Origin of the sequence: Geomicrobium sp. JCM 19055 (assembly GCF_000698185.1) — a bacterium.
Lineage (GTDB): Bacteria > Bacillota > Bacilli > Bacillales > Marinococcaceae > Geomicrobium_A > Geomicrobium_A sediminis.
The window spans coordinates 101,156-108,129 of the sequence record NZ_BAXL01000018.1 but is presented as its reverse complement, the minus strand read 5'-3'; the positions used below and the strand labels follow the sequence as shown (position 1 = coordinate 108,129).

Here is a 6,974-nt window from a genome sequence, read left to right as displayed (position 1 = left end):
TAACTGGGGCTACAGGAGACACTGGAGTACCAGGTCCAGCTGGTGTAACTGGAGAAACCGGTCCTACTGGAGCAACGGGCACGGGAATAACTGGAGCTACAGGAGACACTGGCGAACCGGGTCCAGCTGGGCGACCGGAGAAATCGGTCCTACTGGAGCAACTGGAGCTTCCAACGGCAATGCGAGAGTCATTATCCCTTTTGCTTCTGGTCATCCGCCACTAATTACTACGAATTCACAAGGAGTCACCACAATTGCTGGGGTTGCAGGTTATGCGTTAGGAACAGAAATTGCAATGGTAACGATGACCGGCGAAAATATCGATTTAAGTGCCGCTATCCCTGCAAATGATGATCGGCAGTTTGCTTTTTCGCTTCCTTATGATTGTGAAATTGATCGAATCTATGCGACTGTTGGTTTTTGGACAGCAATTGCAGCACCTCCACCGAATGGGGAAATTATTTCATATATGATTTTGTATACAGCACCTCCTGGAGGAAACCTTTTTACACCTCTACCAACTACACGAGTAAATGGGGTTCCTTTTACAACTGCAATGCCACAACAATCGATGACCTTTGGTTCTTTAGAAGGGATCGGTCTTCAATTTCCAAAAGGAACTCGTTTAATGGTAGTCGGTATGATGGAAATTACAGGAGATGGTACGACAGGAAAAGCTCGAAGCTACTATATGTATTTTACTGGTGGTATTGGGTTAACTATTATTGAAAGTGTGTAAGAACGATTTAGGATACGATTAAGAAATTGTGCTTTTAACGTTATTGTAGATAAGGCACGCACGTGTTCAATTGATTAATATTGAATCAAAGAACGAAATAAACGTACGCGTTTTTAGGCAGGTTATGGCAATCAAGCGTAATGATTGTGTTTCAATATAGGACTATGCTACAGTATGAGTGTGCTTGATATATTGGCAAGCGCTAGGCCACCTTTATCTAGACCCTAAAAACCGCCCTATCTAGGGCGGTTTTTCATTTGCGCTTAAACACTAGGTTAACAGTTTCCTCACCGTAATCCCCATCGCCGTGATGAATGAGCATGTGAGGTTCATAGTAATCTCTAATATCGAAATCTTTGATCTCATGAAAACCTACTTTTTTTGTAAGCGGCAACCGCCGGTTTATTCTTTCTCCACGGTCGCATTAAGTAAGTTTGAATGTCATATTTTTGAGTAAGAAAGTCGATTATACCTCGTAATGCTTCTTGTCCGTAGCCTTTCCCAGTATAGTGATGGTTCCGAAACCAAATATCAAGCTCCATATTTGAAATCTTGCCATGATGATACGTATGGGCAAGTGTGCCAATAATTTGATCCTCCGTTGCGATTAAGACGTACTTATTTGGACTAAGATCTCCCGAAAAAAAATTCTGCTGGTTCGAATTCAACTTCTTCTAGAGTGAAATCATCTTTTGATGTAAACATTTGTTGCCAGATGGCATCATCTTCAAACGCCATTTGATGAATGAGTGCGCGATCTTCTTCAGTTGCAAAATAGAAAAAAAAGCCGCTCGGTCGTAAATGCAAGTGTGCGTTCCATACCATCTTCCTTTCTATAAAAATGCTACCATAATCTGTACCGTTGTTCAGAGAAATTGCTCACATAACGTAAGGTTGATGATAGAAAGTTCAAGTCATCCTTTACGTAATCATTGGAAATATATGATATAAATGTAGGGATAAAGAATCTTGTTGATGATGGCAAAATCGGGATTTTCCGTTCATTTGATTACAATTTCATAAAGAATCAGAGTTTGATGACTAAGGTCTGCTAGGCTATACAGTGGATTTGTCGTCCAGAGAAAAATGGATGACTACTTACGTTTATTTTTTAGTTAAGGTGCTTTTATACGTCGATCACATACTTGCATACAGGCAACTTGACTCTTTTATGGGAAAACGCAAATACAACAAATGGAGGTAAAAACGATGTCAAAACATTCATTACGCTTTAGCGTCCTTGCTACAGCCGCTCTCGTATTAACTGCTTGTGGTTCAAGTGACGACACAACAGATGTCGAAGAAAATGCAGCTGAGGAAGAGGTTCTTGAAGAGGAAGAAGACGCAGAAGAGCCTGAAGAAGTGGAAGAAGTAGAAGAGGATGAGGAAGAAGAAACCGAATCAGAGGATGAGGAAAGCAGCAGCTCTCTTGAATTTGCTGAAATGATTGAATATATGGAAGAGACAACAGAAGGAACAGCGAGTGTTCTTTTTGAGAACAATGAACAACAAGTTCATGAGACAGAAGGTTTTTCTGTTTCTTTAGACGGCTATACGCTCGTTGAATTAAATGATTTCCATACAAATTTCCGTATTCCTTTTGATGATCAAACTGACGGTGGTGTGATTCTGGCGCACTATACGGTCACAAATGATACCGGTGACGATGCGTACTTTATGCCAGCGTTATCACTCATGTATACAGGTGCAATGAAATACTTCAACAACTATAGAGAACTTCTGCCAGAAGAAGAGCAATTAGACGTACAACTTGCTCATTCAACAGATTATGCCATTGCGGATGGTGAAACAATTACAGGGTACTATACGTACCGTTTGGCCCAGACCAGCTAGAAGAAGTTTTAGCAGAATCAACAGCCATGATTGACATCCCTGCCCCTCATTCTGAACTTGGTGATGTAAATTCTAACTTCGGAGACGACGGAAGTTTTACAGTAAGCTTGAATGAAGAAGGTGCAGAGCGCGCTGAGCATAATGAAGCGTTTTACCCAGATCTTGTGACGACTAATGATATGGGTGACAAAGAGATGATTTCAGAGAATGATGACATTAATGACAGCCAAGAACTTGGCAACACGACCATTACACTTGATGGCTATCAATTTACTGAATTCACACCAAATGACGTTGAGGCTCCTCGTTTTGAGAACTTTACGAATGGCATCGTTTTGTTGACGGTTCAATTTGGCATCGACAACCAAGAAGACTCTGAAATTGCTCTTAGCTCAATTATGTCAACACTTTATGTTAATGACGGCGCACAGTCGTTATTAAATGAAGGAATGCTCCTTGATTACAGATATGATGATATGATTGAACCTGGTGAATCAGGAGAATTGTTACAACTGTATACGCTCGATCAAGAGCAATACGAGAAAATCTGGAAAGATAAATCATTTGAAATCGAGATTGGTCCGATGCGCGATCAAGAAGCAGCGGATCTATCAAAAGGCAATCGTGTAACATTTGAATTGCCAACGGAGTAAGTCGTTTGGTAACGTCCCTTTACCTTTCACATTAGGTAAGGGGATTTTTTTTGGGTTCCGAATAAAATATTGTTGACGTTAACGTCAACGTTAATTAAACTGAAAATTAGAAAAGAAAACTAGGAGAGATTCGACGTGGCTTGGACAATAACAGAACTTGCTCAACAATTTGATGTGACAACGAGAACCATTCGATTTTATGAAGAAAAGGGGTTGATACATCCTGACCGTACAGATGCAGGTCAAAGAACGTATTCCAAGCGTGAATTCGTTCGCTTGCGGTTAATCTTGCGTGGAAAGCGATATGGGTTTTCTTTGTCTGAAATTGCAGAAATGATCGAGCTGTTTGATGTTGATCGGACCGAACAGAAGCAACTTGAGACGACGATTACTTATGGAAGGAAGAAGGTTGCCGAGCTTAACGAAACGATTGAAAGTTTTATTGCACTTCGAGATGAAATGGAAGAGATGCTCGTCACATTTGAAGATAAGCTGCAGCGCATAAACAAATTGGAATAACTATAGGAGGGTTCGTTGTGAATATTTCGCAATTGTTAGAACGGAATGCAAGGAAGTATTATGACAAAGAAGCTTTTGTTAGTGGTTCGGTTCGTCAAACATACGGAGAAGTGGATCGAATCGTAAATACACTGGCACATGGATTTAGAAATCAAGGCATTGATCGGGATGATCGTGTTCTGTTATATTGCCCGAATACGCTGGATTTCGTTTATAGTTACTTTGCGATCATGCGATTGATGCGATTGTAGTTCCCGTAAATGCAAAGTTCACATCAAGAGAGCTTGCGTATGTGATTGAACATAGTGGAGCGAAAGCTTGTATTGTACACGAACAACTAATGACTCAAGCGGAACCCCTCCTAGAACGCCATCCGATTAGTTGGTTTACAACTGGTCAGTCAAATAAACGAATCGTATCAATCTACACAGGGAATGAAAGCGATTACAAATTGCCTCTTAAGAGCACAAGAGCAGATGATGAACTTACGACAATTTTGTATACTTCTGGAACGACCGGTGATCCAAAAGGCGTGATGTTTAGCAGCCGTAACATCTTAAGCGTTGCCACAATGATGTGTATTGAAACTGAAATAAACGAACCATCAAACGTATTACACTTAATGCCACTCACACATTCAGCGCCTCTACATTTGTTCTTTGTTGCAGGAATGTACGTGGGAGCGACTCACATTCTTGCACCTACGTTTACGCCTGATCTGTTATTGGACCTTATCGAACAAGAATCTGTGACTCATTTCTTTGGTGCACCTGTCGCTTACTTACTCACTGCCAAACATAAACAGATCCAATCAAGAGACCTTACCTCCATTCAACGGTTTGTGTATGGTGGTGCGCCGCTTTCAGCTTCAGAAGTTAAATTTGTTCAACAAGCGTTTCAGAGCGATCAATTCATGTGTGTTTACGGCCTTACAGAAGCTGGTCCTAGTGGCACGTTTTTAGCCCCAAATGAGCACGAACGAAAAGCCGGAAGCATCGGTAAAAGGGCCGCATTAAACTGTGAAATTGATATTGTAAACGACAACGGTGATCACGTACCGAGAGGTGAAGTTGGTGAAATCGTGCTACGCGGGGAAGGCACGATGCTTGGATTCTATAAAGATGAAGCCAAAACAGCAGAAGTGTTAAAAGATGACCTCCTCTTTACGGGAGACTTGGCTCGAGAAGATGAAGATGGGTATATCTGGGTTGTAGATCGGAAGAAAGACATGATCATTAGTGGTGGAGTAAATGTTTATCCTAAGGAAATTGAGCACGTGTTACAAGATCATCCAGCAATTATTGAAGCAGCAGTTGTTGGTGTTCCCCACCTGAATGGGGAGAAACGATTAAAGCGTTTCTTGTAACGACCGATGGTCAAGTGCCGAACATAAACGATTATTTGTCTACGCAACTTGCAAGCTATAAAATTCCTAAACTGTACGAAGCATTAGAAGAATTACCGAGAAACGCTTCTGGTAAGTTGCTAAAACAAGTGTTAAAAACAAGAAAGGTTGAATCAAGATGAGTATTGAATCCGTAGAACGTGTCTTGCTAAAAAAATTAGAAGAAGCGTGTTCACCACAGTTGTACGCGTATGCAAAGGGAGAACTAGATACTTTCTATGCGAGATGTTATGAACAATTCGACGAAAGGGCAGCGCATACAGATCGTGAAGGGCAACCACGACTCATTCGTTATGACCGCTATGGGAATGATGTCTCACAGGTGTGGGTAAATGAAGGGTATAAGAAGACGGTTGAAGAGACATACAACACAGGGATTGTAGGCTATGTTCACAAACCGATTCCAAAGCTAGGCTCAACCGGTAACTATTCTTACAGCTTTGCTCAAGGCTACGTACTCTCACAAGTTGAGCCTGGTTTTTATTGCCCGGTTACGTTAACGATGGCGGTAGCGTATTTGATTGATCATTATGCTGATGAGACGATTAAGCAACGATATTTGCCACACGTGTTAGCAACCGGTGATGTGGAATTGTATGAGGGGGCAACATTTTTAACTGAACGCCAAGGAGGATCAGATGTTGGCGCTAATGAAGTTCGGGCTGTGAAAGAAGGCGACCATTACCGAATTTACGGGGAGAAATATTTTGCTTCAAATGCCGGTCAGTGTGGTGTTGCAGCAGTGCTCGCTCGGTGCGACGATGCACCTCCTGGTTCAAAAGGGTTAAGTCTATTTCTCGTCCCGTGGAAAGACGAGGACGGCTCAATCAATCAGCTATATGTAAGACGGCTAAAAGACAAACTAGGGGTACGCGCCGTGCCATCAGGAGAAGTCATGTTTGAAGGAGCAAAAGCGTATTTAATTGGTGAAGCAGATCAAGGATTCTATTATATGATGGAAGCACTGAATCTTTCACGCATTTGTAATAGCATAGCTTCACTTGGCATTATGAAGCGCGCATTGGTTGAGGCGAAGTCGTACACGTTATCTAGAACATCATTTAAACAACGATTAATCGATTTTCCGATGATTCAAGAAAGCATTGCAAAATTGTATGCAAGACAAGAAATTCAATTATCAGCAGTGTTTGATTCCATCGTCGTCTATGATGAAGTGACTCGTAAAGGCAACGGGGATCCGTATTTAAATCGTCTGCTTATTGCACTATTAAAAGCAAGAACAGCAGAAGAAGCGATCGCATTTTCACATGAAGCAATTGAGATTCATGGAGGGAATGGGTACATTGAAGATTTTGTAACGTCAAGGCTTTTACGTGACGCTCAAGTGTTGACCGTGTGGGAAGGGACAGAGAACATTCTTGCCCTTGAAGTGTTACGCTTAATTACGAATTATGAAGGCGAAGCGCGTTTTTTTCAAAGAAATCAATCGTCAACTCACGAAAGCAAAATTACAAATGAGTGAGCACGTTTTAATCGATGTTGAACAACATATTCACGAAGTTACGGCTGATTTTGCATATTTATCAACGTGTAACAAAGAAGAGCAAACGTTACACGTACGATTGATCGCAAGAAAAATGGTGGACCTTCTCCTCGTCGTTCACGGCTATGCACGAATTGAAGATCATCGTGACCACGTTCTTGCAAACATTTATCATAAGGCTATCTGGCATCCGAATACGCTCGACAAAGAAAAGCTGGCAACACAGTTCATAGAGGAAATCATTCATGAGAAAGATGCAGTTATATGAGATTTTTTAGAGCAACTGGTGTGGCGAAGATG

4 protein-coding genes and 4 pseudogenes are annotated in these 6,974 nt (G+C 41.5%); 6 read left to right on the top strand and 2 right to left on the bottom strand.

Annotated elements, in window-relative coordinates; all coding sequences use genetic code 11:
* Positions 1-224, top strand: a pseudogene (locus tag JCM19055_RS26590) (hypothetical protein); the annotation flags it as partial.
* Positions 225-304: 80 nt separating this feature from the next.
* On the top strand, positions 305-739 hold the full coding sequence (locus JCM19055_RS27550) for a hypothetical protein (RefSeq protein WP_265182257.1): 435 nt from the start codon (positions 305-307) through the stop codon (positions 737-739).
* A 362-nt stretch (positions 740-1,101) separates the two neighbouring features.
* On the opposite strand, the gene JCM19055_RS32055 is transcribed toward JCM19055_RS27550, so the two are convergent.
* Entirely contained in the window at positions 1,102-1,407 is a 306-nt protein-coding gene (locus JCM19055_RS32055) for a GNAT family N-acetyltransferase (protein ID WP_081833776.1), read from the bottom strand.
* Complete coding sequence (locus JCM19055_RS16155; protein WP_042360445.1) at positions 1,367-1,564, bottom strand: hypothetical protein; 198 nt, start codon at positions 1,562-1,564, stop codon at positions 1,367-1,369. Before JCM19055_RS16155 ends, JCM19055_RS32055 begins: the two co-directional genes overlap by 41 nt.
* Before the next feature lie 384 nt (positions 1,565-1,948).
* On the opposite strand from JCM19055_RS16155, the pseudogene JCM19055_RS16150 reads away from it, so the two are divergent.
* The 4 genes and pseudogenes from JCM19055_RS16150 (at position 1,949) to JCM19055_RS16135 (ending at position 6,942) form a co-directional block, all read left to right on the top strand.
* A pseudogene (locus JCM19055_RS16150) lies at positions 1,949-3,246 on the top strand (DUF5068 domain-containing protein).
* Positions 3,247-3,381: 135 nt separating this feature from the next.
* A complete protein-coding gene (locus JCM19055_RS16145) occupies positions 3,382-3,765 on the top strand; it encodes a MerR family DNA-binding transcriptional regulator (RefSeq protein ID WP_042360444.1) in 384 nt (127 codons plus the stop codon).
* 17 nt (positions 3,766-3,782) lie between these two features.
* Positions 3,783-5,292, top strand: a pseudogene (locus tag JCM19055_RS16140) (class I adenylate-forming enzyme family protein).
* Positions 5,289-6,942 (top strand): annotated as a pseudogene (locus tag JCM19055_RS16135) (acyl-CoA dehydrogenase family protein). Before JCM19055_RS16140 ends, JCM19055_RS16135 begins: the two co-directional pseudogenes overlap by 4 nt.
* Positions 6,943-6,974: the final 32 nt, after the last annotated feature.